Here is a 19,103-nt window from a genome sequence, read left to right as displayed (position 1 = left end):
CCTTGCGTTGCGGAATCGCGGGTTACATGAACGTGGTGATCTTGTCGTAGCCGACCGTGCTGCCGTTCTGCAGCTGAAGCTGCATCTGGCCGTCCTTCATGCCGACCGAGGTCACCGTCAGGCGGCTGTACATGAACGAGCCCACGGGTGCGCCGCCGTTGGAGGCGCGCACGCGGTAGCTGGCCACCTCGTTGGGGTTGAACTCGCTGCCGTCCCAGTTGAAGGAGTGCTGGCCGGCGGTGAGCGCGCCGAAGTCCAGGGTGTCGATCACCTGGCCCGACTTGTCGAGCACGTCGACCTGCACGCTGTCGGCCGGCGCGTCGAGGCGGAACGCGGCCTTGCCGACGGTTCCGTCGAAGCCGAAGGTCTTGCCCTCCACCAGGGCCTCGCGGCCGATCAGCGACAGGCCCTGCAGGTTCTGCATGGCCGTGAACTGCGTGGCCATGCCCTTGAGCGTGGTGTTGAGCGACTCGATGCCCGCGACCGTGTTGATCTGCGTCATCTGCGTCGTCATCTGCGCGTTGTCCATCGGGTTCATCGGGTCCTGGTTGTTCAGCTGCGCGACGAGCAGCTTCAGGAACCGGTCCTGCGTGGCCTCGGCGCCGGTGGCGGCCGTGGCGGACTTGGCGGTGGAGCTGCCCGGCGTGTTGCCGAGGCCGGACAGGTCCAGGGGATTGGAAAACATCATGGTGGGGCGTCCTTGAACGGAATCACTGGCCCATCTGCAGCGTCTTGAGCAGCAGGCTCTTGGCGGTGTTCATCACCTCGATGTTGTTCTGGTACGAACGCGAGGCGGAAATCATGTTGACCATCTCTTCCACCGGGTTGACGTTGGAGTGCGTCACGTAGCCCTGCGCGTCGGCGTTCGGGCTCAGGGGGTCGTGCACCCGGCGTCCCGGCGTGTCGCTCTCGGTGATGGTCTGCACCTTCACGCCCGCGCTGCCGGCATCGCCCATGGCGACGGTCTGGAAATGGATCTGGCGGGCCTTGTAGGCCTGGCCGTCCGGGCCGGCCACGGCGTCGGCGTTGGCCAGGTTGCTGGCCACCACGTTCAGGCGCTGCTGCTGCGCGCTGATGGCGCTGCCCGAGACGTTGAAGATGTTGAACATGGACATCGAAAACTCCTTTCAAGCGCCAAGGACACCACCGAGGAACACCACGGAGCCGGCTTTGCCGGGCCGTTGGTGTTGTCCCCCTGGGGGGAAGGCGCCGAAGGCGACGCAGGGGGGTTTCATGGCTATTGGCCGGTGATGGCGCTGAGCATGGTCTTCACATGCCCATTGATGAAACGCAGCGTGGACTCGTAGCGGATGGTGTTGTCCACGAAGTTGGCGCGCTCGCGGTCCAGGTCGACCGAGTTGCCGTCCTGCGCAGGCTGCGTCTGCACGGCGTAGGCGAGCTGGGGGTCACCCGGGTGCGCGCCCACGCTGCGGAAGTGCCGCGCATCGGTGGTGGCGGCGCCGGCGGTGCCGCTGCCCGTGGCGTCCTTGAGCGCGGCGGCGAAATCAAAATCGCGCGCGACGTAGCCGGGCGTGTCCGCGTTGGCGATGTTGCTGGCCAGCACCTGCTGGCGTTGCGAGCGCAGCGACAGCGCCTGGGCGTGGAAGTCCAGCCGGCTGGTCATCTGTTCGAACATGCTCACCCCCTGGAGCGGGTTGTCGGGGCCGGCCTCGGGACGAGCCCAGGGCCGGGGCGTGCAGCGATTGTCAAAAGACTTGAGGGCCGCAGAAGCGCGGAACAAACGGGTGCGAATCGGGCAATTCGCGGCTTTGCCCGTGCGCAGGCCGGCCTACAGTGCCCCCTGACACCCTGTCCGTGGAGCCGCCATGAACCCACCCGCCCTGCGCCTCTTGATCGCCGTCGTCTTCGGCCTGAGCCTGCTGGCCGCGTTCTCCTCGTCCGCCCACGCGAACGACAACAGCGGCCTGGAAAAGCTCGCGCGCGATTTCCTGCAGCCCGCCGTGGACCAGGCCCTGGCCGAGCAGGCCGGCACGCCGCTGCGCGCCGAGGTGCAGATGGGCTCGCTGGACAGTCGACTGCGCCTGGCGCCGTGCAACGCCATCGAACCCTTCCTGCCGCCCAACGGCCGCCTCTGGGGCCGCAGCCGCGTGGGCTTGCGCTGCGTGGACGGCCCCACGCGCTGGGCCGTCTACCTGCCCGTCACCGTGCAGGCCTTCGGGCCGGCCTGGGTGCTCAAGGCGCCGGTGCAATCCGGTGAGACGCTGACTCAAGAACACGCCGAGCGCGCCGAAGTGGACTGGGCGGCCCACCCCTCGATGGTGCTGGCCCTGCCCGAGCGCTGGGTCGGCCAGCAGGCGGCCTATGCCCTGACGCCGGGCCAGGTCATCCGCGAGAACATGGTCCGCGCCCCGCAGGCCTTCGAGGCCGGCACCCCGGTGAAGGTGAGCGCGGGCGGCAAGGGTTTTGCCATCACCGTGGTGGGCCAGGCGCTGAACGCCGGCCTGGTGGGCCAGAACGCCCGGGTGCGCCTGCCCAGCGGCAAAGTGGTCAGCGGCGTGGTGCGGGCCGATCAGGTGGTAGAAGTACCCCTGTGAGGCGGACCCACGCCGATGAGCGGTAGAAATAGCGCCTTAAAACACTAAAGTTCCAGGGATCGAGGTCGATACAACGTGCACAGGACCCTGCCATCAGGGTTTGGAGCGTGACATGAAAGTCGATTCGTCAACGGATTCCTATATTGGCTCCGTGGCCGGTGGCCCCGCCAAGGCGCCCGTGGGCCCGAGCGAGGCCGCGGCCAAGCCGGCCGGCGCCAGCGCGCCGCAGCCCGGCGTGACCGTGACCCTGTCCTCGGCCGCCGCCGTGGGCGGTGCCACGGGCAGCGAGGTGTTCAACGCCGAAAAAGTGGCGGCCGTGAAGCAGGCCATCGCCGACGGCACCTTCCAGGTGAACCCCGAAGCCATCGCCGACAAGCTCCTGGCCAACGCGGCCGAGATGCTCAACGCCGCCCGCGGCTGATCCCCATGAACGAGGCCCGCGCCCCGCACCCCTGGATCGTGCTGCTGCACGAGCGGCTCGACGCCCTGGAGCGCGCGCTGCTGCAGGGCGACGCCCTGGGCGCGGAACACGCCAGCGGCGCGGTGCAGGCCGCGTTGCAGGAAGCGCCGCGCACCCTCGAACTGAAAGACGGCCACGCGCGCGAGCTGCACCAGGCCGCCCAGCGCTTCGCCCAGCTGCGCGCCGCCACGGTGCGCGCCGCCGCGCTCAACGAGCGCGCCCTGGGCAGCCTGCTGCCCGACCACCTGCAAAAGCCCACCTACCAAGGCCTGGGCAAGCCGGGCGCGCGCCGCTACGCGGGCGCCTGAGCCCTCCTCCCTTTTTTCTCCCCGCCTTCAGCGCGTCGGCGCCACCGCGTCGCGCGGCCTGGGCGCGCCGGGCGCCAGCGATAACGGCCGCTCGACCGCGAGGAACAGCGCCGCCGATGGCAGCAGCGTGAGCGCGAACATCACCGGCATCAGGGCCCAGAAGAACCACGAGCCGAACGCCGCGCCCGGCATGAGCACCGACATCGCGAGGAAGGCGGCTTTCAGCGCGAGACCGTGGATCAGGTAGTACGAGTAGCTCATGTTGCCGAGCCAGCGCAGGGGCGACCACGAAAACAGGCGCGCCAGCGGGGCCTGCGGCACGCGAAAGCACGCCAGGCACAGCAGGGAAAAACCCAGGCACAGCGACAGGGCGTCGAGCGCGGCGCCGACGGTTCCGTCCCAGGGGAACAGCGTGCTCAGCAGGCCCAGCGCCAGGGCCAGCCCGCCCACCAGGCTGGACGGCGTGGGCACGCGCGGGGCGGTCATGGCCTCGAACAGCAGCATGCCGGCGATGAACAGGGCCAGCCGCACAGGGCCGCCGGCCAGGGCGCAGTACACCAGCAGCGCCGCGCCGGCGCCCACGAACAGCGCCGAGCGCCACCGCCCGCTGCGCTCGCGCAGGCCCAGGCCGGCGATCACCAGCGGCAGGACCAGGTAATAGAAGAGCTCGTAGCTCAGCGACCAGGCCACCGTGATCATGGGCTCGATGGGGAACAGACCGGGCAGCAGCAGGAAGTTCTGCAGCAGGTAGACCAGGGCCTCGCCGGACTCGGGCGGGATCTTGCTTTCGGCCGGGAACAGGTAAGACAGCGCCACGTAGAGCACGAACACCACGGTGAAGGCCGGGTACAGCCGCTCGATGCGCCGCGCCATGAAGCGCATGAAGGGCTGGCGCCGCGAGATCAGCGAACCGTAGATGAGGTAGCCGCTGAGCACGAAGAACAGGTCCACGCCGGCGTTGCCGACGGTGTGCAGGGCCTCGGCCAGCGGCAGCGCGGCGGCCCCGTCGATCAGCCAGTCCACCACCAGCGTGGCGTAGTGCACCAGGAACACCAGGAACACGGCGAAGCCGCGCAGGCCCTCCATGGGCCGCACGTTGTGGGCGCTGCCGCGCGACAGCTCGAAATAGGGGCTTAGCCAGGGCAAGGGGCGTTCCAGTCAGGACCAACCGGTCTGGGGCGCGATTGCACCAGCATTCGCCCGCCCGCGGCAGGGGCATCACCCCCAGGCCGGGGGATTCGGCGGCACCCGGGCGTGAATTGCGTCACACCCAAACGGTTCGATTGGACGAATCGGGATCAGAAAACCCAAACCACGCGACCGCAACGCTCACCGAACGGGTCGCCACTCAGCGCCCGGCAGTCCACCTGCACCGGACGCCAACCCCAGCTGCCCACCCTTCGCGCCCATGATTTCGAAAAGCCCGTTCCTGTCCTGCCCCAAAGCCCAACAGCTCGACCAATTCCTGGCCACGCCCACGCCCCAGAGCCTGCTCGAGCCAACGCCCAAACGCAGCCGCGACCAGCAACCCGTTTACGCGACCCGCCGCGAAGACGGCCGCTTCCAACTCTATGCGCTGACCTCCATTGCGCCGATGGGCCATTCGCGCCCGCGCGGGGGCGACCTGGGCGAGTTCCTGGACGAGCTGGCCTCCGACATTCGAGCCCAGAAAGGCAGACAGGCCGACAACGCCGTGCGCGAAATGCGCCTCATGCTGCGGCAACGCGATTGGCGCACCCACCCACCGACGGTGCGGGACTTGCGCCAGCTGAATGCCAAGATGAAACAAGCGCTGAACGACAGGCCCGACATCCCACCGGACGAAGCGGGCTTCCGACAACGAGCGCGCTCGACGATCGCGATCAACACGCTTCAGGACGCCCTGAGCCAGGGGCTGAGGGCCTTGTCCCAGGACGATCCTCGGCGCGAGGCCCTGATGCAGGCGGGCCAGTTGCTGCTGGACATGCTGGTTCAGCCGGACGCCACGCTCTCGCTCAAGGGCCTCGCCGTCGACAGCATCCGCTGGCTGCACGGCAGCGGGCTCCTGACCCGCTTTGCGCATCTGCGGGACGGCATGGATCCGCCGCCGGAACGCCTGATCGCGCCCGAGGCCGCGCAGCACCTGCTCGATCCATTGCAGTGGCCCACCATCCGAACGCTGGTGCTGGTCTGACCGGGGGCGCCCACACCCGGCCCAGCCCGGCCCTTCAATGCTCCCGCAGCTTCGAGCGCAGCCGCGCGATCGACTGGCTGTGCAGCTGGCACACGCGCGATTCGGTCACGCCGAGCACGGCGGCGATTTCCTTCAGGTTCATATCGTGCTCGTAGTACATGCTCATGATGTGCTGCTCGCGCTCGGGCAGGGTCTTGATCGCCCCCACCAGGGCCATGCGCATGCGCTGGTCCTGCAGCACGGATGAGGGGTCGGCCTCGTGGTCGCCCATGTGGCGGTCCAGGAAACCGTCCTCGTCGTCGCCACCGCCGCCGCTGATGTCCTCCAGGTACACCAGCTGCGTGCCGCGCACCTTGGCCAGCAGGGTCTGGTAGTCGGCCAGGGTCAGGCCCATCTCGGCCGCGATCTCGCTCTCGCGCGGCGGGCGGTGCAGCTTCTGCTGCAGGCGGTGCACGGCCTGCTCGATGTCCTTCTGGCTCTTGCGCGAGCCGCGGCTCATCCAGTCGCCGTCGCGCAGCTCGTCGATCATGGCGCCGCGGATGCGCTGGCTCGCGAAGGTCTCGAACTGCACACCCTGCGAGGGCTCGTAGCGGGCAATCGCCTCGGTCAGGCCGATCATGCCGACCTGGATCAGGTCGTCGAGCTCCACGCTCGGGGGCAGCTTGGCGATCATGTGGTGCGCCAGGCGACGGACCAGGGGGCTGTACTTGCGCAGCTGGTCCTCGCGGTTGAGCGTGCCTTTGGCGGTGTACATCGTCAGCTCCAAAAGGGAATGGCGGCCCCGGCGTGCGCGCCGCGGGCGGGAGAGCGGTAGGGAGCGAAGGCCGGCGCGTCGGCGCAGACGAGGGCGGCGTCGGGCACGCGCTGGCCCCAGGCCGGGCGCGTCCACACCGGGGCCTTCAGCTCCAGGTGGCGGCGGGCGCAGTCGACCACGTTGGCCAGCACCTGCGACTGCGCCTCCAGCGGCGCGAGCACCGGGTGCAGGCCCGCGCCGTGCAGCCACTTGAGCGCGCCGTAGGCGTCGATGCTGGCCTGCGGCTGCGGCACCACCGGCACCATCACGCGCGCTTTCACGCCGGCCAGCAGGCTGGCCAGCATCTGGGCGGGCGCGTACAGCAGCAGCAGCGCGCCGGCCGCGAAGGGGGCGAACAGGCGGGTGAGCGCGGTGTCCGCGCCGGCGGCGGCGGCCGTTGCCAGAAGGCTCTGCAGGCCTTGCGCGGCGGGCATCACCAGCCAGTCGGTGGGATCGCCCGGGCGCGCGTCGGCGCCGAGGTTCACCACGCCGCCGTCGGCCAGCGCGTGGCTCAGGCCACCGCTGTCGCCGCGCTCGGTGGCGCAGGCGTCGATCACCACCACGCGCTGGCCGGCCTCGGTGAGGTCCATGGCCAGGCGGCAGAGCCACTCGAAGCCATGCGAGGGCATCGCCGGGCTGGCCAGGGGCATCAGCGCGGGTCCGCCATGGCGGGCCTGGGCCTCCAGCCGCAGGCCGGCGGCCTGGTCGACGCCGAAATCAAACATGCAGACCCCCGAGCGGCATGCCACGGCCACCGGACTGGGCGAAGTAGAAGCCCATGTCGGTGCTCGCGGGGTCGAAGGCGGATTTGCCGGCCGTGCCCATGCTGAGCTTGACCAGCGTGGCGGGGTCGGCGCCCTGCCAGTCTTCCGGCACGCGCTGGCCATTGGCCACGCCGCGCACCGTCACCTGGTGGCGGATGGCCGCGTCCAGCGCGGGGCCCAGTTTCACGGCCTCGTCCACCTTGGACAGCACCACGCCGTGCAGCTTGTCGGCCTTGAAGGCGGCCAGGGTTTCGTCGATGGCGTCACCCTGCGCGCCAGCGTTGAGTACCAGCACCTTTTTGAGCGCGGGCACTTCCAGCACGTCGAGCATGTCCTGCACGCGCTGGTCGCGCTGGCCCAGGCCGGCGGTGTCGATGATGACCAGGCGCTTGCCCGAGAGCAGGCCCAGCAGGTCCTTGAGCGCCGCGCGGTCGTGCGCCAGGTGGGCCACCACGCCCAGCATGCGGCCGTAGGCGCGCAGCTGCTCGTAGCCCGAGACGCGGTAGCTGTCCAGCGTGATGAGGCCCACGCTGCCGGCGCCGAACTGCTTGACGCACTGCGCGGCCAGCTTGGCGGCGGTGGTGGTCTTGCCCACGCCGGTGGCGCCCACCAGGGCGACCACGCCGCCCTCTTCCGTGAGGCCGGCACCCGCCGCGCTGACGCGCAGGTTGCGCTGGATCGCGTCCATCACCCAGCGCAGCGACTCGCCAGCGCCGGCGTCGGCGGGCAGGCGCTCCAGCAGGGCGCGCGCGAGCTGCGGCGAGTAGCCGGCGCGGATGAGCTTGTGCATCAGGCTCGACTGGATCGGGTTCTGCTTGCTCGACCCCAGCCAGGCCAGGGTGTTGAAGCGCTCCTCGATCATGTCCTTGAGGGCGGAGATCTCCACCGCCATGCGGTTGTCTTCCTGCGTGGCGAAGCGCGCGGGCGGCGCGGTGTCCTCGAAGGCGTTCTCGCGCGTGCGGATGGGCGGCTGCGCGCGGCGCGCCGGCTGGGCCATCTCGGCCGGCTCGTTGTAGCGCTGCACCGGCACCATGATGGGGTCGGCCGGCTCGGCGATGAGGGGCTTGGCCGGGGCCGCGGGCGCCACGCTCGCGCTCTGCGCGGCGGCGGCCGGCGCGGCGGCCTCGCCCATCTGCTCGCGGCGCTTGCGCAGCATGCGCTCGCGCACGTACTCCTGGAACGACAGGGTGCTCATCGCCATGGCCTCGGTGTCGCTGCCCACCGAGCTCTGCGCCACGGCCGCCTTCGCGGCGCTGGCGGCCGGCGCGGCGGCGGGCTGGGCCGCGGACGCGATGCCCGCCAGGCTTTCCTCGGCCGCGGCCATCACCTCGAAGCCGTCCGCCGTCTGGCGGGTGGAGAGGATCACGGCGCTGTCGCCAAACTGGCGTCGCGCCTTGGACATGGCCTCGCGCGAGGTGGGGGCGATGAAGCGTTGAATGTTCATGTGGGCGGTCCCAGGGAAGTGCTATCGGGATTCGGAAGGATCAGGCGGCGAGCTGGCCCAGGATCGGGCCGATGCGGATCAGGTGGGTCTCGGGGATTTCGCTGTGCGCCAGCACCTGCAGGCGCGGCGCGGCGCGGCGCAGCAGGCGGGCCATGGCGCTGCGGATGGCGTCGGGCACCAGCAGGCAGGCGGGCACGCCCTTCTCTTCCTGCTTGTTGGCGATGTCGGTGGCCGACTGGCTCAGCATCTCGGCCACGCCCGGGTCCAGCGCGCCGGCGTTCTGGCCGGACAGGGCCTGCATCAGCAGCCGCTCCAGGCCGGGCTCGATGGCGATCACCTCGAGCTCTTTCACCGGGCCGTAGATCTGCTGCACGATGGCCGGCGACAGCGCCATGCGCACGCGGCGCGCCAGCTCGTGCGGGTCGGTCACGTGCACCGCGTGCTCGGCGATGGATTCGATGATGCTGCGGATGTCCCGCACGTGCACGCCTTCCTCCAGCAGCAGCTGGAGCACTTTCTGGAAGGTAGCAACCGAGACCATCTTGGGCACGACTTCTTCGATCAGCTTGGGGGCCAGGCGGGTCACATGTTCGACCAGTTCCTGGGTCTCCGTCCGGCTCAGCAGCTTGGCCGCCTGGACTTGCATCAAGTGTGAAAGATGGGTCGCCAGCACGGTCTCGGAATCAACCACGGTGAAACCGGCCATTTGCGCCGTTTCCTTCTGGCGCTCGTCGATCCAGTGCGCGGGCAGGCCGAACGCCGGGTCGGTGGTGGGCGTGCCGATCAGGGGCGTGTTGATGCCCCCCGGGTCGATGGCCAGCCACATGCCGGGGAAGACTTCGCCCTCGCCCACCACCACGCCGCGCAGGGTGATGCGGTAGACGCTGGGGTGCAGCTCCAGGTTGTCGCGCACGTGCACGGGCGGGGGCAGGAAGCCCACGTCCTGCGCGAACTTCTTGCGCACACCCTTGATGCGCGTGAGCAGGTCGCCCTGGCGGTTCTTGTCCACCAGCGCGATCAGGCGGTAGCCCAGCTCCAGACCCAGCAGGTCCACGGGCTGCAGATCGTCCCAGCTGGCCTCGCCGTCGTTGGCGGGGCCGGCCGCGGCGGCGGCGGCCGGGTCGGCCTTGGGCGCGCGCTCCTGCTGGCGGCGCCAGTAGGCCAGGCCGCCCAGCAGGGCCGCGAACAGCAGGAAGAACAGGTGCGGCATGCCCGGGATGACGCCCAGCAGGAACAGCACCGAGGCCGTGATGCCCAGCACGCGCGAGGACAGGAACATCTGCTGCGCCACCAGGCCGCCCAGGTCCTCGTCCTTGCCCACGCGCGAGACCACCATGGCCGCGGCCACCGAGATCAGCAAGCCCGGGATCTGCGCCACCAGCGCGTCGCCCACCGCCAGCAGGATGTAGTTGTCCGCCGCCTGGCCCACCGACAGGCCGTGCTGCGCCATGCCGATCGCGAAGCCGCCGATGATGTTGATGATCAGGATCAGGATGCCGGCGATGGCGTCGCCGCGCACGAACTTGGAGGCGCCGTCCATGGAGCCGAAGAACTCGGCCTCCTCGCCCACCTCGGCGCGGCGGCGCTTGGCCTCTTTCTCGTCGATCAGGCCGGCGCCCAGGTCGGCGTCGATGGCCATCTGCTTGCCGGGCATGGCGTCCAGGGTGAAACGCGCCGACACCTCGGCGATGCGCTCCGAGCCCTTGGTGATGACGATGAAGTTGATCACCACCAGGATCACGAACACGATCAGGCCGACCGCGAAGTTGCCGCCGATGAGGAAGTGGCCGAAGGCCTCGATCACCTCGCCGGCCGCGCCGGGACCCGTGTGGCCCTGCAGCAGCACCACGCGCGTGGAGGCCACGTTGAGCGACAGGCGCAGCAGCGTGGTGAGCAGCAGCACCGTGGGGAAGACCGAGAAGTCCAGCGGCCGGCGCATGTAGGCCGCCACCATCATCACCACCAGCGCCAGCGCGATGTTGAGCGTGAAGAAGGTGTCGAGCAGCCAGGGCGGCAGCGGCAGCACCATCATCGAAAGGATGGTCATCACCAGCATGGGCGCGGCCAGGCCACCGGCCAGGGCGCCGTGGCGCTTGAACCATTGCTGCAAGGCGTTCATTGATCAGCCTCCTGGGGCTTCTTCTTGAAATGCGGGTCGAGTTCGGGCGGCACCTGCGGCTGCGGATCGGCCGGCATGCGGCCCTGGCCGTTCATGGCCGCCTTGAACTGGTAGACCCAGGCCAGCACCTGGGCCACGGCGGTGTAGAGCGCGCCAGGGATTTCCTGGTCGATCTCGGCGTGCGCGTACAGCGCGCGCGCCAGCATGGGCGACTGCAGCACCGGCACGGCATTGGCCTTGGCCACGTCGCGGATCTTGAGCGCCAGCAGGTCCGTGCCCTTGGCGATGACTCGCGGCGCGGTCATGGTGGCGTCGTCGTAGCGCAGGGCCACGGCGTAGTGGGTCGGGTTCATCACCACCAGGTCGGCCTTGGGCACCGCGCGGATGCTCTGGCGCTGGGCCAGTTGGCGCTGGCGCGCCCGGCGCTGGCTCTTGACGTGCGGGTCGCCCTCGGCCTCTTTGTGCTCGCGCTTGATCTCGTCGTGCGACATGCGCAGGCGGTGCTTGTGCAGGAAGCGCTGGGTGGGCACGTCAATGGCGGCCACCACGCCGATGACCAACAGCAGCAGGCCCACGCCCATGGCCAGCCACTGCGCGAGCTGGCCGATGCCGGCTTCCAGCGGGCGCATGAGCAGCGTCGCGAAGGCCTCGGCGTGGCCGGCGATGAACTGGCTGGCCACGATCAGCACCACGGTGGTGACACCAACCAGCTTGAAGGTCTCGACGACCTGCTGGCGCGAGAACAGGCGCTTGAAGCCTGAGAGCGGACTGATGTTGCTGAGCTTGGGCTCGATCGGCTTGGTGCTGAGGGCGACGCTGCCGGCGGCGATGAGGGCCACCACCGCCAGGGCGATGACCAGCAGGCCCAGGGGCAGGTAGACGATCAGGGCCTGGGCGGCGTTGTCCGACAGGCGCTGGAGCATGAGCTCGGGCGTGCGCACGCTGGCGTTGTCGAAGCGCAGCTGGCCGGCCAGCGTGTCGCGCATCCGGGCGAAGCCGGTGGGCGCCAGGCCGAACAGCACCAGCATGCCGCCGCCGAGCACGGCGAGGTTGGACAGGTCCTTGGAGCGCGCGACCTGGCCGTCATCGCGCGCCTTTTTCAGGCGCTGCGGCGTCGCTGGCAGGTTTTTGTCTTGGCTCGAGGAGTCCACGGTTCAGGCTCTGGGAAGTGAGCCCGATTGTGGAAAGCGGGACGGAAAACTAAAGGGCGATAAGGCGGGGGGAAAGGGGGCTATTTGATCCCGTGGGCGAAGGGCGGCGGAGCGGACACATCGACGACAGGGAGCCGCAGCCGAAAGCAGGTGTACTGCCCCTCCACCGATTCGCCATCGAAAGTACCGCCAAAGGACTCAATCACCCGACGACAGAACGGCAAGCCAAGCCCCGTGCCATCGGACGACTTGGTCGTGAAGAATGGATCGAAGATGGTCGACATGTCGGCCGCCCGGATGCCGGTTCCACTGTCACGAATGGCCAGAACATGGTGCCCGTTCTCCGTCGACATGGAGATCTTGACGTCCCCCTTGCCAGCGACTGCAATCGCCTGCAGGGCGTTCTTGAGCAAATTGAAAAGCACGCAAACCATGAGCGGTTCGGAGCCGATGAACTCAAACCCTTGGCCTGGCACGACCACCACCTTGTCCCATTCACCCGCCCTGTAGGGATAGCGTTCGGCGGCTTCCTTGACACAAGCCTCCATGGAGCAGCGCGTGAAGGTTGATGGCTCAATCATCTTCTGGCGCGCCGACGCCAGAATCACGTCGATGACCACGTTGGATCGTTCCACCTGGTGAGCGATGCTCCCGACGAAGGACGACATTTTGGGCAAATCCGGCACCACTGATGATCCCTTCAGTAGCCCTTTCTCAACCGCCAGTCTGTAGCCACGATGCAGTTCCGGCACCCACAGCTTCAGGACTTCTGCCTGCAGGCGAATGCTGGTCAATGGCGTGCGCATTTCGTGGGCAATCGAGGCGGCCACCGCCAGAGAATTGACGGAGTTTCGGTGTGTGACGGCAATAAGCCCCAGGCTGATCGTGATGAAGAACACCCCCGGCGGATAGAAACCGAATCCATAGTTGCACAGGTAGTCCACTGCCGCCAGGAAATAGATCCACAGGCTGGCCACACACAGGTTCAAGCGGAAACGCCGATCGGTCGACGCCCGACGCGATGCCCGCCAGGTCACGAACAGGCCACGGCTGACCACGACCGCCGTCTGCAGCACGTGCACCGCATGCAAGGGCCCCGCCTTCGGGTAGTGGCCGAAGAAGTACTCGTAGTAGCCGTCGACGAACAGGTCGGTGCCCAGGTTGAACCCACCTAGAACCAGCGCCACGCCGTATGACAGCATCACCCAGCGCCGATCCTCCGGTTGATCAGATACCTCCACCAGGAAGTGGTAGAGGCTGGTCGGCAGAAAGATGATCAGCAGGTAGCCCAGGCGAACCAGCATCTCCGTCCAAAACGGGTCGCTCACCTGAAACAGCACCGCCCAGGTGGCCTGCCAGAAAAAAGTCGTCAGACACAGCGCGAAGAAGCAAAGGCTGACGCGGTTGAGCCCTTTGGCGGCCAGGACGTAGATGCCATAGCCCAGGAATAGCCCGGAGGCCAAGGCCGGAAGCAAGGAATACACGAAAACCCCTCCTGCGGCCGGCAAGGGAGCCGGCTTCGCGCGGGGCAGCTTACTGGCCGCCCAGGCGACCAACCTCTGCAGAAGTCAAACCAAAAACCACCATCACTTCTTCAGCAGAAAGAGCCCGGCCTCTGCGCCTGCCTGCGTGGCGGCAACAGGCGCTGCGGCGCCGACCGGCTCCTGCCCAATACAAGGGTGTTCAGAACCCCAGGCTGGCGAGCAGGTCGTCCACCTGCTTCTGGTCGGTCACCACGTCGGTGCGGCCTTCGGCGTTGACCACCGGCCCAGCCAGTTCGTGGGCCTTGTCCTGTCCCGGCTGGCCAGTCGGCACCGATTCGAGCAGCAGCCCCAGCAGTTGCTCTTCTATCGTGCCCGCCAGGCCCACCACGCGCGCGATCACCTGGCCGGTGAGGTCGTGGAAGTCCTGGGCCATCATGATTTCGGTCAGGCGCGCGTCGGTCTTCTCGGCCAGCGCCACCACGTCGGTGGACCACTCCAGCAGCTCGGGCATGGCCTTGGCCAGCGCCGGCACGCGCCGGATGGTGTCGGCCAGTTCGCGGCCGCGCTGCGCCAGCTGCTCCTGTTCCTTCTTGCCTTCTTCCACCTGGCTCAGCACCTTCTCGGCGGCTTCGCCGGTCAGGCGGGCGATGTAGGACAGGCGGCTCTGCGCGTCGGGCAATTGTTCCACCGTGCCCTGGAGCTTGTCGGCGTAGCCCAGCTCCTTGAGCGCGTCGTGCAGCTGGCGCGTGATCGCGCCCAGCTTGCGGAACATGTCCGGGTTGGCGGCCTGGCTGTCCGGCGTGTCGGGGGTGTGGTTCATGACCTGGTTCTCCCGACGCCGGTCACAGACCGAGCTTCTTGAAGATGTTCGCGAGCTTCTCTTCCAGCGTGGCCTTGGTGAAAGGCTTGACGATGTAGCCGGCCGCGCCGTTCTGCGCCGCCAGCACGATGTCTTCCTTGCGCGCCTCGGCCGTCACCATCAGCACCGGCAGGTGCTTGAGCTTTTCGTCGGCCTTGATCGCCGCCAGCAGCTCGAAGCCGTTCATGTTCGGCATGTTGATGTCGGTGACGACGAAGTTGAAGGCGCCGGCCTTGAGCTTGCCCAGCGCGATCGCGCCGTCCTCGGCCTCGTCGGCGTCGGCGTGGCCGATCTCCTTGAGCAGGTTGCGCACGATGCGGCGCATGGTGGAGAAGTCGTCAACGATCAGGAATTTCATCGGCGTGGACATGGCAGCCTCCGCAGAGGTGGGGTCGGGAAAGGTCGGGCCGCTCAGCGCGTGCTCGTCTCGCTTGTTTTCGTCAGGTCGGGGGAAATCTGTAGGGCCGTGGTGGCCACCGGCGCGGCCGGGGCCGGGACCGAGGCGGCCGGCGGCAAGCCCAGCACCGGCGCGGCTGGCAGGGCCGGCGGGAACATGCGGCCCTCGTAGTCGCGCGTCATGATCATGATGCTGATGCGCCGGTTGCTCGGGTCCAGGGGCCGGTCGGGCAGCAGCGGCACGCTGGCGGCCAGGCCCTCCACGCGGCGCAGCTTGTCGTCGGGCAGGCCGCCGGCCACCAGCTCGCGGCGCGAGGCGTTGGCCCGGTCGGCCGAGAGCTCCCAGTTGCTGTAGCCGCGGTCGCCACTGCCATAGGGCGTGGCATCGGTGTGGCCGGCGAGCGAAATGTGGTTCTCCACGTTCCCCAGGGAGCCGCCGATGGCGCGCAGGATGTCGCGCATGTAGGGCTTCACCAGCGCGCTGCCGGTGTCGAACATGGGCCGGTTCTGGTCGTCCACGATCAGGATGTGCAGGCCATCGGGGGTCTTGACCATGCGGATCTGCGACCGGTATTCGCCCAGCTTCTGGTCGGTCTCGATCAGCGCGTTGATCTTGCGCTCCAGCGCGTCGATGCGCTCCTGGTCTTTGCGCGCCAGCTCGGCGCGCGCCATCTGGGCCCCAAGTTCCTTGACGGTGCGCTCGGTGTCGCCCGAGTCGCGCTGGCCGTTGGCCGCCGACAGGTCGCGCCCGCCGCCGGGGATGATGCTGGTGCTGTTGCCGGTGCCGTCGCCCCCCATGAGCGAGACCTTGACCGGGTTGGTGAAGTAGCTGGCGATGCCCTGCAGGTCGCCCTTGGCGGTGGAGCCCAGCAGCCACATGAGCAGAAAGAAGGCCATCATGGCCGTCACGAAGTCGGCGTAGGCGATCTTCCACGCGCCGCCGTGCGCCGCGTGGCCCGCCTTCTTCACCCGCTTGATGACAATCGGCTGGAGTTTCTTGCCGTCACCCGCCATATCAGGATCTCCCCTGCCGCGCGTCGCGCGTTCCCCCCAAAGGGGAGACGGCCCCTGCGGCCTGGCAAAGCCAGTTCCGCGGCGCCACTGGGTTCTGCGGCATCACGCCTTCTTCCCTTTCACATGGCCTTCGAGTTCGCTGAAGCTGGGTCGCACGTCGCTGAACAGCACCTTGCGGCCGAACTCCACGGCGGTGGCGGGCGCATAGCCCTGCATGCTGGCCAGCAGCGTGGTCTTCACGCACAGCAGCTCCTTGCCGCTCTCCTCCACCTTCTGCTCCATCAGGCCGCCCAGGGGCTCGAACACCCCATAGGCCAGCAGGATGCCGAGGAAGGTGCCGACCAGGGCCGAGCCGATCATGGCGCCCAGCACGGCGGGCGGCTGGCCCACCGAGCCCATGGTGTTGACCACGCCCAGCACGGCGGCCACGATGCCGAAGGCCGGCAGGCCACCGGCCAGTCGGGCGATGGCGGCCACGGGCGCGTGCGCTTCCTGGTGGTGGGTTTCGATCTCGCTGTCCATCAGCGACTCGATCTCGTGCGCGTTGAGGTTGCCCGAGACCATCATGCGCAGGTAGTCGGTGATGAACTCGACCACGTGGTGGTCGGCGGTGATGGTGGGGTACTTCTGGAACACCGCCGACTCGTGCGGGTTGTCCACGTCCTGCTCGATGGCCATCAGGCCCTCTTTGCGGGCTTTCTGCAGCAGGTCGTACAGCAGGGCCATGAGCTGCAGGTAGCGCTCCTTGGTGTAGCGGCTGCCCTTGAAGCAGCCGGCCATGCCTTTGAAGGCGGCCTTGACCACCTTCATCTGGTTGTTGATCAGGAAGGCGCCCATTGCCGCGCCCAGGATGGTGGTCATCTCGAACGGCAGGGCCTTGAGCACCACGCCGATGTTGCCCCCGTGCGCGATGAACACGCCGAAGATGCAGAGCATCGAGACCACGAAGCCGATGATGACGAACATGTTCTGGGTCGAATGAATGGATACAGGACTTATCGACCGACTCTAGGGGCGATGAAGGCCCGTCAGAAACGCGAAAAGGGCCCTTGGGGGGGCCCTTTTCCGGCTTTGACCGCCTGAACCGGCGCTGTCAGTGCAAGCGGAGCGAACCCGCCGCGCTGCCTTTGCCGGCGCGGGCCGGGGGCTGGCACAGGCCACAGACGAAATGGCGGGCGTTTTCGTACGGCTCGGTGACGAAGCGGCCGCCGCAGCAGGAGCACTTGGTCAGCGTGAGCATGCCGCTGTCGACGAACTTGATGAGGCGCCAGGCGCGCGTGATGGACAGCAGCGGCTCGATCGCGCTGGCGGTCATCTGTTCGCTGTAGAGGCGGAAGGCCTTGATGACGGTGTCGATGTCCTCCAGGGCGCTGGCCTTGGAGAGGTACTCATGGATATTGAGGAACAGCGACGCGTGGATGTTCGGCTGCCAGGTCAGGAACCAGTCCGTGGAGAACGGCAGCTGGCCCTTGGATGGGCTCTTGCCCGCGACTTCCTTGTACAGGCGCAGCAGGCGCTCGTAGGACAGGCTGGTCTCGTACTCCAGCACCTGCAGGCGCGCGCCCAGCTGGATCAGGGCCACCGCGCGCTCGATGTCGCGCGACTCGTTGAGGATGCTTTTGCCTGTGGCCATGTCGAACTCCAGATGCGAGAGAGGGGTCAGTGAGCGGTGGTGGCCATGGACTCGGCGTACTTGCCGGCCATGAGGATGCTGGCGTGCAGCTGCGTGGTGGTGCTGTTGTCCACCTTCTTCACGTTGTGGCTGGTCAGCAGGTTCCACACCAGGTCGTCGTCGACGCGGAAGCGGCACAGCAGCATGTTGCTGGAGGCGATCTTGAGCAGCTGGGCGGTGGAGAGCATGGCCAGCAGGTCGGCGGCCTCTTCCGTCATGCCCAGGCGGAACAGGGCCTCGGCGCGGTCCTTGCGGATCAGGTTCTGCGCCAGCATCAGGTAGGTCAGGTTGGCTTCGCGGATCTCGGCCAGAAGTTGTTCGCTGTCCATCACTCGCTCCTTCACGTATCGGTCGTCGGTGGGAGGTCTTCGCCTGGACTGGGCTGGACCCGATGTGAGGAATTGTGTCGATCGGTGAACAAACTTGAATCGGGAAACGTCTGTGCGTGCTGTCGGGATTTCCGGCACCCGGTGTCGGCGTAATGCCTACAACCTTGGTTCTAAAAGCCCGGAATTGGCGATGTTCGGCGGCGCTTATCCGACCGTTCGCCATCGGGCAAATCTAAAGAATTCCCGGTCATCACCGAAATTGACGGAGCGAGCTTCCCGATGGAGTTCGTCGCCGGGCCAGCCAGGGCGGCGATCAGTGGCGGTGAGACCCGGAATCTGCCGGGCCAACTTTCACAGTCCATCACAGGAGTGAGTTATGACCACCATCAACACCAACATGATGTCGATGACCGCCCAGCGCAACCTGGCGACGTCGGCGGGGTCGCTCGCGACCTCCATGCAACGCCTGTCCTCGGGCCTGCGCGTCAACTCCGCCAAGGACGACGCCGCCGGGCTGGCCATCTCCGAGCGCATGAACACGCAGGTGCGCGGCCTCAACGTCGCCGCCCGCAACGCCAACGACGGCATCTCCCTCGCGCAGGTGGCCGAAGGCGCCCTGGGCAAGGTGGGCGACATGCTGCAGCGCATGCGCGAACTGGCCGTGCAATCGGCCAACGCGTCCAACAACGCCGATGACCGCAAGGCCCTGCAGGCCGAGGTGACCCAGCTGCGCCAGGAAGTCGAGCGCGTGGCCAAGACCACCGCCTTCAACGGCACCAAGCTGCTCGACGGCACCTTCGCCAACGTCACCTTCCAGGTCGGCGCCAACGCCGGCGAGGGCATCTCCATCGAGTCCATCGTGAGCGCGCGGGTCAAGGACATCGGCGCGACCGATTCGAACATCACGGCCGCGGTCAACAACCTCACCGACCCCGTGGCGCCCGCCGTGCTGGCCGCCGTGCCCGCCGGCACGCTGGAGATCCTGGACGCCGACGGCAATGCCGTGGCCCTGGGCCCCATCGGCGATGCCACCACCGGTGCGCAGCGCACCGGCCAGGTGATCGACGCGATCAACGCCAAGTCCTCCGACACGGGCGTGTTCGCCCGCCCGGTGCTCGACGCCACCGGCGCCGTGACCGGCTATGAGATCTTCTCCGACCGCGCGCTGACCGCCACCGCCGGCGGCGCCCTGGAAAGCCTGGCCGGCGCGGCCGCCGACGTCGGCACCGTGGGCGCCACCACGCCCACCGCCACGCCCCTCACGCTCGAGGACATCAACATCGAGAACTTCGGCGACAGCCAGCTCGCGATGAAGGTGATCGACAACGCCATTGACGCCATCAACAGCTCGCGCGCCGACCTCGGCGCCCTGCAGAGCCGCTTCGAAAGCGCCGTGGCCAACATCAACATCACCGGCGAAAACCTCTCCGCCGCGCGCGGTCGCATCGTCGACGCCGACTTCGCCAAAGAGACCTCCAACCTCTCGCGCGCCCAGATCCTGCAACAGGCCGGCACCGCCATGGTGGCGCAGGCCAACCAGATCCCGCAGAACGTGCTGTCGCTGCTGGGCCGCTGACCAACC

Annotated in this window: 21 protein-coding genes; 5 read left to right on the top strand and 16 right to left on the bottom strand. The window is 68.0% G+C overall.

Going from position 1 to position 19,103, the window contains the following annotated elements; translation table 11 throughout:
* Nucleotides 1-22: 22 nt before the first annotated feature.
* The 3 genes from BHU06_RS20085 to flgB all read right to left on the bottom strand — a co-directional run bounded on the left by BHU06_RS20085 (nt 23) and on the right by flgB (nt 1,636).
* A complete protein-coding gene (locus BHU06_RS20085; RefSeq protein WP_139147139.1) occupies nt 23-688 on the bottom strand; it encodes a flagellar hook assembly protein FlgD in 666 nt (221 codons plus the stop codon).
* Nucleotides 689-710: 22 nt separating this feature from the next.
* Nucleotides 711-1,115, bottom strand: coding sequence for a flagellar basal body rod protein FlgC (flgC, locus tag BHU06_RS20080; protein WP_070401003.1), 405 nt, complete (start codon nt 1,113-1,115; stop codon nt 711-713).
* A gap of 122 nt (nt 1,116-1,237) precedes the next feature.
* The gene (gene flgB, locus BHU06_RS20075; protein WP_070401002.1) at nt 1,238-1,636 is read right to left on the bottom strand and encodes a flagellar basal body rod protein FlgB; all 399 of its coding nucleotides are present in this window, start codon (nt 1,634-1,636) and stop codon (nt 1,238-1,240) included.
* A gap of 190 nt (nt 1,637-1,826) precedes the next feature.
* On the opposite strand from flgB, the gene flgA reads away from it, so the two are divergent.
* The 3 genes from flgA (at nt 1,827) to BHU06_RS20060 (ending at nt 3,323) form a co-directional block, all read left to right on the top strand.
* Nucleotides 1,827-2,555 carry a flagellar basal body P-ring formation chaperone FlgA gene (gene flgA, locus BHU06_RS20070; protein ID WP_070401001.1) on the top strand — a complete coding sequence of 243 codons (729 nt, stop codon included), beginning with the start codon at nt 1,827-1,829 and terminating at the stop codon, nt 2,553-2,555.
* A 112-nt stretch (nt 2,556-2,667) separates the two neighbouring features.
* Nucleotides 2,668-2,976: a flagellar biosynthesis anti-sigma factor FlgM gene (gene flgM, locus BHU06_RS20065; protein WP_070401000.1), complete on the top strand. Its 309-nt coding sequence runs from the start codon at nt 2,668-2,670 to the stop codon at nt 2,974-2,976.
* 5 nt (nt 2,977-2,981) lie between these two features.
* On the top strand, nt 2,982-3,323 hold the full coding sequence (locus BHU06_RS20060; RefSeq protein ID WP_070400999.1) for a hypothetical protein: 342 nt from the start codon (nt 2,982-2,984) through the stop codon (nt 3,321-3,323).
* Between the two features lie 27 nt (nt 3,324-3,350).
* On the opposite strand, the gene BHU06_RS20055 is transcribed toward BHU06_RS20060, so the two are convergent.
* Nucleotides 3,351-4,469 carry an acyltransferase gene (locus BHU06_RS20055; protein ID WP_070400998.1) on the bottom strand — a complete coding sequence of 373 codons (1,119 nt, stop codon included), beginning with the start codon at nt 4,467-4,469 and terminating at the stop codon, nt 3,351-3,353.
* Nucleotides 4,470-4,731: 262 nt separating this feature from the next.
* On the opposite strand from BHU06_RS20055, the gene BHU06_RS20050 reads away from it, so the two are divergent.
* Nucleotides 4,732-5,496 (top strand): hypothetical protein, encoded by a 765-nt coding sequence (locus BHU06_RS20050; RefSeq protein WP_070400997.1) that lies wholly within the window; start codon nt 4,732-4,734, stop codon nt 5,494-5,496.
* Nucleotides 5,497-5,530: 34 nt separating this feature from the next.
* Here the strand turns inward: BHU06_RS20050 and BHU06_RS20045 are convergent, their stop codons facing one another.
* From BHU06_RS20045 to flhD, 12 genes are all read right to left on the bottom strand, one after another.
* The gene (locus BHU06_RS20045; protein WP_070400996.1) at nt 5,531-6,250 is read right to left on the bottom strand and encodes an RNA polymerase sigma factor FliA; all 720 of its coding nucleotides are present in this window, start codon (nt 6,248-6,250) and stop codon (nt 5,531-5,533) included.
* A 2-nt stretch (nt 6,251-6,252) separates the two neighbouring features.
* Nucleotides 6,253-7,014: a hypothetical protein gene (locus BHU06_RS20040; RefSeq protein ID WP_070400995.1), complete on the bottom strand. Its 762-nt coding sequence runs from the start codon at nt 7,012-7,014 to the stop codon at nt 6,253-6,255.
* Nucleotides 7,007-8,497, bottom strand: coding sequence for a flagellar biosynthesis protein FlhF (gene flhF, locus BHU06_RS20035; RefSeq protein WP_070400994.1), 1,491 nt, complete (start codon nt 8,495-8,497; stop codon nt 7,007-7,009). Before flhF ends, BHU06_RS20040 begins: the two co-directional genes overlap by 8 nt.
* A gap of 40 nt (nt 8,498-8,537) precedes the next feature.
* Nucleotides 8,538-10,616, bottom strand: coding sequence for a flagellar biosynthesis protein FlhA (flhA, locus tag BHU06_RS20030; RefSeq protein WP_070400993.1), 2,079 nt, complete (start codon nt 10,614-10,616; stop codon nt 8,538-8,540).
* Nucleotides 10,613-11,767: a flagellar biosynthesis protein FlhB gene (locus BHU06_RS20025; protein WP_070400992.1), complete on the bottom strand. Its 1,155-nt coding sequence runs from the start codon at nt 11,765-11,767 to the stop codon at nt 10,613-10,615. Before BHU06_RS20025 ends, flhA begins: the two co-directional genes overlap by 4 nt.
* A gap of 80 nt (nt 11,768-11,847) precedes the next feature.
* A complete protein-coding gene (locus tag BHU06_RS20020) occupies nt 11,848-13,251 on the bottom strand; it encodes a sensor histidine kinase (RefSeq protein WP_070400991.1) in 1,404 nt (467 codons plus the stop codon).
* Nucleotides 13,252-13,450: 199 nt separating this feature from the next.
* A complete protein-coding gene (locus BHU06_RS20015; RefSeq protein ID WP_070400990.1) occupies nt 13,451-14,071 on the bottom strand; it encodes a protein phosphatase CheZ in 621 nt (206 codons plus the stop codon).
* A gap of 22 nt (nt 14,072-14,093) precedes the next feature.
* On the bottom strand, nt 14,094-14,480 hold the full coding sequence (gene cheY / locus BHU06_RS20010; protein ID WP_070400989.1) for a chemotaxis response regulator CheY: 387 nt from the start codon (nt 14,478-14,480) through the stop codon (nt 14,094-14,096).
* Nucleotides 14,481-14,521: 41 nt separating this feature from the next.
* Entirely contained in the window at nt 14,522-15,520 is a 999-nt protein-coding gene (motB, locus tag BHU06_RS20005) for a flagellar motor protein MotB (RefSeq protein WP_070400988.1), read from the bottom strand.
* Nucleotides 15,521-15,622: 102 nt separating this feature from the next.
* Nucleotides 15,623-16,486 (bottom strand): flagellar motor stator protein MotA, encoded by an 864-nt coding sequence (gene motA / locus BHU06_RS20000; protein WP_070400987.1) that lies wholly within the window; start codon nt 16,484-16,486, stop codon nt 15,623-15,625.
* 127 nt (nt 16,487-16,613) lie between these two features.
* Nucleotides 16,614-17,153, bottom strand: a complete 540-nt coding sequence (flhC, locus tag BHU06_RS19995; RefSeq protein WP_070400986.1) for a flagellar transcriptional regulator FlhC — start codon at nt 17,151-17,153, stop codon at nt 16,614-16,616.
* A 26-nt stretch (nt 17,154-17,179) separates the two neighbouring features.
* Nucleotides 17,180-17,521 (bottom strand): flagellar transcriptional regulator FlhD, encoded by a 342-nt coding sequence (flhD, locus tag BHU06_RS19990; RefSeq protein ID WP_070400985.1) that lies wholly within the window; start codon nt 17,519-17,521, stop codon nt 17,180-17,182.
* A gap of 376 nt (nt 17,522-17,897) precedes the next feature.
* Here flhD and BHU06_RS19985 point away from each other — a divergent pair, with 376 nt between their 5' ends.
* Nucleotides 17,898-19,097 (top strand): flagellin, encoded by a 1,200-nt coding sequence (locus BHU06_RS19985; protein WP_070400984.1) that lies wholly within the window; start codon nt 17,898-17,900, stop codon nt 19,095-19,097.
* Nucleotides 19,098-19,103: the final 6 nt, after the last annotated feature.

Origin of the sequence: Hydrogenophaga sp. PML113, assembly GCF_001777155.1 — a bacterium.
In the GTDB taxonomy this organism is placed as follows: domain Bacteria; phylum Pseudomonadota; class Gammaproteobacteria; order Burkholderiales; family Burkholderiaceae_C; genus Hydrogenophaga; species Hydrogenophaga borbori.
Note: the sequence above shows the minus strand (reverse complement) of the source record. Positions and strands in the feature narration are given on the sequence as shown.

What these genes read in the sequence shown, in the direction of transcription:
- BHU06_RS20085 (WP_139147139.1), bottom strand. Translation starts at nt 688, where the DNA reads ATGATGTTTTCCAATCCCCTGGACCTGTCCGGCCTCGGCAACACGCCG.
- flgC (WP_070401003.1), bottom strand. Translation starts at nt 1,115, where the DNA reads ATGTCCATGTTCAACATCTTCAACGTCTCGGGCAGCGCCATCAGCGCG.
- flgB (WP_070401002.1), bottom strand. Translation starts at nt 1,636, where the DNA reads ATGTTCGAACAGATGACCAGCCGGCTGGACTTCCACGCCCAGGCGCTG.
- flgA (WP_070401001.1), top strand. Translation starts at nt 1,827, where the DNA reads ATGAACCCACCCGCCCTGCGCCTCTTGATCGCCGTCGTCTTCGGCCTG.
- flgM (WP_070401000.1), top strand. Translation starts at nt 2,668, where the DNA reads ATGAAAGTCGATTCGTCAACGGATTCCTATATTGGCTCCGTGGCCGGT.
- BHU06_RS20060 (WP_070400999.1), top strand. Translation starts at nt 2,982, where the DNA reads ATGAACGAGGCCCGCGCCCCGCACCCCTGGATCGTGCTGCTGCACGAG.
- BHU06_RS20050 (WP_070400997.1), top strand. Translation starts at nt 4,732, where the DNA reads ATGATTTCGAAAAGCCCGTTCCTGTCCTGCCCCAAAGCCCAACAGCTC.
- BHU06_RS20045 (WP_070400996.1), bottom strand. Translation starts at nt 6,250, where the DNA reads ATGTACACCGCCAAAGGCACGCTCAACCGCGAGGACCAGCTGCGCAAG.
- BHU06_RS20040 (WP_070400995.1), bottom strand. Translation starts at nt 7,014, where the DNA reads ATGTTTGATTTCGGCGTCGACCAGGCCGCCGGCCTGCGGCTGGAGGCC.
- flhF (WP_070400994.1), bottom strand. Translation starts at nt 8,497, where the DNA reads ATGAACATTCAACGCTTCATCGCCCCCACCTCGCGCGAGGCCATGTCC.
- flhA (WP_070400993.1), bottom strand. Translation starts at nt 10,616, where the DNA reads ATGAACGCCTTGCAGCAATGGTTCAAGCGCCACGGCGCCCTGGCCGGT.
- BHU06_RS20015 (WP_070400990.1), bottom strand. Translation starts at nt 14,071, where the DNA reads ATGAACCACACCCCCGACACGCCGGACAGCCAGGCCGCCAACCCGGAC.
- cheY (WP_070400989.1), bottom strand. Translation starts at nt 14,480, where the DNA reads ATGTCCACGCCGATGAAATTCCTGATCGTTGACGACTTCTCCACCATG.
- motB (WP_070400988.1), bottom strand. Translation starts at nt 15,520, where the DNA reads ATGGCGGGTGACGGCAAGAAACTCCAGCCGATTGTCATCAAGCGGGTG.
- motA (WP_070400987.1), bottom strand. Translation starts at nt 16,486, where the DNA reads ATGTTCGTCATCATCGGCTTCGTGGTCTCGATGCTCTGCATCTTCGGC.
- flhC (WP_070400986.1), bottom strand. Translation starts at nt 17,153, where the DNA reads ATGGCCACAGGCAAAAGCATCCTCAACGAGTCGCGCGACATCGAGCGC.
- flhD (WP_070400985.1), bottom strand. Translation starts at nt 17,521, where the DNA reads ATGGACAGCGAACAACTTCTGGCCGAGATCCGCGAAGCCAACCTGACC.
- BHU06_RS19985 (WP_070400984.1), top strand. Translation starts at nt 17,898, where the DNA reads ATGACCACCATCAACACCAACATGATGTCGATGACCGCCCAGCGCAAC.